4 protein-coding genes are annotated in these 3,212 nt (G+C 62.0%); 3 read left to right on the top strand and 1 reads right to left on the bottom strand.

Annotated elements, in window-relative coordinates; genetic code table 11:
• Positions 1–205: 205 nt before the first annotated feature.
• On the bottom strand, positions 206–619 hold the full coding sequence (locus tag B6V73_RS20260; protein ID WP_088726309.1) for an Rrf2 family transcriptional regulator: 414 nt from the start codon (positions 617–619) through the stop codon (positions 206–208).
• Between the two features lie 157 nt (positions 620–776).
• On the opposite strand from B6V73_RS20260, the gene B6V73_RS20255 reads away from it, so the two are divergent.
• The 3 genes from B6V73_RS20255 to B6V73_RS20245 form a co-directional block, all read left to right on the top strand.
• On the top strand, positions 777–1,304 hold the full coding sequence (locus tag B6V73_RS20255) for an SCP2 sterol-binding domain-containing protein (RefSeq protein ID WP_088726308.1): 528 nt from the start codon (positions 777–779) through the stop codon (positions 1,302–1,304).
• Entirely contained in the window at positions 1,301–2,299 is a 999-nt protein-coding gene (locus B6V73_RS20250) for a peptidase U32 family protein (RefSeq protein WP_088726307.1), read from the top strand. The genes B6V73_RS20255 and B6V73_RS20250 overlap by 4 nt, the downstream gene beginning before the upstream one ends.
• A 5-nt stretch (positions 2,300–2,304) precedes the next feature.
• Positions 2,305–3,212, top strand: a 908-nt coding sequence (locus tag B6V73_RS20245) for a U32 family peptidase (RefSeq protein ID WP_233243231.1), incomplete at its 3' end; no start/stop codon positions are given.

The raw sequence follows: 3,212 nt of genomic DNA, 5'->3' as shown, positions 1-3,212 counted from the left end.
TAGGAAAGGCAGTCGCACATCACGAAAGCTTCCAATTTCTGCAATCGCGAACGGGTGTTTTTCCACAGAATCGGCGGGAAGCGGTCGTTCGCTGCGTCCACCGCCAAAGACCGATAAACAGATAAAGTCGGCTTCTCAGAGTGTGGCGCCCGATGCAGATGCGCCACGCCGAAGCATTTGAGACACAGGCCGTGTGTCGGATGGGTCAGGCAGTTTCAGGGCGGTAGATGCATTCGGCCAGAGTGGTGCGGTTGAGGTCGGCGATGAACGCCGCGTTGGCAGTGGCCAATCGAGTCTTGAGCCGGCATTGTGGGGGCAGGGGACAAGTGTTCCCCTCGGGCGCAAAGCACTCGACGATCGCTTGATCGCCTTCGAGTGCGGCGACCACGTCACCCAGCTTGATAGTTTCGGGCGGCCGGGCCAGGATCGCGCCCCCGCCTCCGCCACGTCGCGTTTCCAGCCAACCGTTCGCCGCAAGGGTCGAAATCACCTTGGCCAAATGATTGCGGGAGACCCGGAACTCTTCAGCCAGCTCGCCCGTGGTGAAGGGCTGTTCGGGGGTTCCTGCCATGCGCATCAGAACGCGCAGGCCATAATCGGTGAAGGAAGTGAGGCGAATTGTCGCAATCCTTAATTGGTATTTGAAGCGCGCATTGAGCGGATGATATGCGCATCAAAAATACCAATTCATTCCAATCCGCGCAAGATGCGGGGGAGTTGAGAGGGGCGCCGATGCACGACAATCCAGACGCAGAGTTCGAAGTCGAGGACCGCGCGTGAGTGTCAGTGACGAAACATCCCCGTCGCAGTGGCCCGGCAAACGTGTGGCCGCGCAGCTTTCCTGCCTTGTCGTGCAGCCATTTCTGACGCGGATCGTCCGCCGGATCGCGGAACGGCATTCCTCGCTCTTTGCCCGGCTCGGCCCGCATCAGGGCACCGATTTCCTGATCGACCCGCAGGAGCTGCCCTTTGCCTTGCATCTGCGACCCGACCCGCAGGCACCTCTCCTTCGGGCGGTTCCCCGCGAAGGCCTGCAGCACGCAGAGGCTACGATCCGCGGTCGGTTCATGCTGCTGCTGGAACTGATCGATGCTGAACATGACGGCGACGCGGCCTTCTTCTCGCGCGATCTCGAGGTAAGCGGCGATACAGAGGCGGTTGTGCGACTGCGCAATGCGCTCGACGACATGGACGGCTCGCTCGCCGAAGAAACGGCGGCGATGTTCGGCCGTCCGGGCCGCGCGGTCCTCACCCGACTTCGGCGAGCGTATCACGGCGAAATCGAGACAAGAGAGAACCAATGAGCCTTGCCGAATTGATCTGCCCTGCAGGGACACCTGCAGCTCTGCGAACCGCCGTGGATGCCGGAGCGGACGCTGTCTATTGCGGCTTTCAGGATGCCACCAACGCGCGCAATTTTCCCGGGCTGAACTTCACGCCTGACGAATTGGCCGCATCGGTGGCCTATGCCCACGAGCGCGGCACGAAGGTTCTGTTGGCGCTCAACACCTATCCGCCTGCGGGCAAGGTGGATCTCTGGCGGCAGGCCGCCGAAACCGGCGCCCGGCTTGGCGTCGACGCCTTCATCGTCGCGGATATGGGTGTGGCCGATTACATCGCGCGCACCTATCCGGAAATCCGACTTCATTTGTCGGTTCAAGCCGCAGCCTCCAGCCCCGAGGCGATCCGCTATTATTGCGAGAATTTCGGCGTCAAGCGTGTGGTTCTGCCGCGCATTCTCACGATCCCGGAGATCCGGCAGATCCGCAAGGAAATCCCCTGCGAAATCGAGACTTTCATCTTCGGCAATCATGGTTTGATGGTCGAGGGGCGGTGCACTCTCACCAATTATCTCACGGGCCAATCGACCAACATGGACGGGGTCTGTTCGCCCGCGTCGGATGTCGATTACGTGCGTGAGCCGGACGGGTCCATGTCCTCGCGGCTTGCGGGGTTCACCATCGACCGCTTCGGTCCGGATGAAAAAGCGGGTTACCCCACCATCTGCAAGGGCCGCTACACCGCACCTCATCGGCCTGAAGGCTACTATGCATTCGAGGAGCCCGTGAGCCTGAACCTCTCGCGCCTGCTGCCCGAGTTGATCGACGCAGGTGTCCACGCATTCAAGATCGAGGGTCGCCAGAGGTCGAAGAGCTACGTGCGGGGGGTCGTGAGCGCTTTCCGCGCCGCGGTGGACGACATCCGCGCCGGACGCGAGGCCAACATGGCTGATCTTGTCGCCCTGACGGAAGGGCAGAAACAGACACAAGGTGCTTTCCAGACCAAGAAATGGCGGTGAACCATATGACGAAACTGACCCTCGGCCCCATCGCCTATCACTGGCCTGCAGATAAACGCCGCGACTTCTATGCGCGCATTGCTGATGACGCGGCGGTCGATGAAGTTTACCTGGGCGAAGTGATTTGCTCCAAGCGCGCGCCCTTCCACGAGGCCGACTTGCCCGCCATCATCGATCGGCTGGAGCGGGCGGGCAAACGGGTGATCCTGTCCACGCTGGCGGAGGTCATGCTCAAGCGCGAGCGCAAGGCGACGGGCGATCTCGCCGAGATGGACACGCCCGAAATCGAGATCAACAATGCCGCAGGGCTCTTTGCGCGGGGCATGCGCCCGCATCGTATCGGGCCATTCATGAATGCCTATAATGAGGCTACAATCGCGTGGATGGCCAGGCAGGGCGCGACCCATGTCTGCCTTCCGTCAGAGATGCCGGCTTCGGCTATCGCCGTCGCGGCGGGCGCCGCGCGCAAGCTCGGGCTCGGTGTCGAGGTACAGGTGTTCGGTCGTGCCTCACTCGCCGTCTCGGCGCGCTGCTACCACGCTCGCGCCCACGGCCGGACCAAGGACAACTGCCAGTTTATCTGCGAGGCGGACCTTGATGGAATGCCCCTGCGCACCCGCGACGACAAGCCTATCTTGCGGGTGAATGGCATCCAGACCCTTTCGGAAAGCTATATCGACCTCCTGCCAGAAAGTGCGCGGCTCGTGGCCGACGGGGTCAGTCATCTGCGGTTGATGCCACAGACGGTAGACATGGTCGCCGTGGCCAAAGTATTTCGCGACGCTCTCGACGCGCGAGTGCCCCTTGCGGAAGCCGAGGCGCGCCTTGCCACCCTGTGCGGGGAGGTCGGACTAAGTAACGGCTTCTATCACGGCGAAGCTGGGTATCGTCGGATCGCCATGGCAGCGACGGC

The organism is Thioclava sp. JM3 (assembly GCF_002213185.1).
Lineage (GTDB): Bacteria > Pseudomonadota > Alphaproteobacteria > Rhodobacterales > Rhodobacteraceae > Thioclava > Thioclava nitratireducens.
Note: the sequence above shows the minus strand (reverse complement) of the source record. Positions and strands in the feature narration are given on the sequence as shown.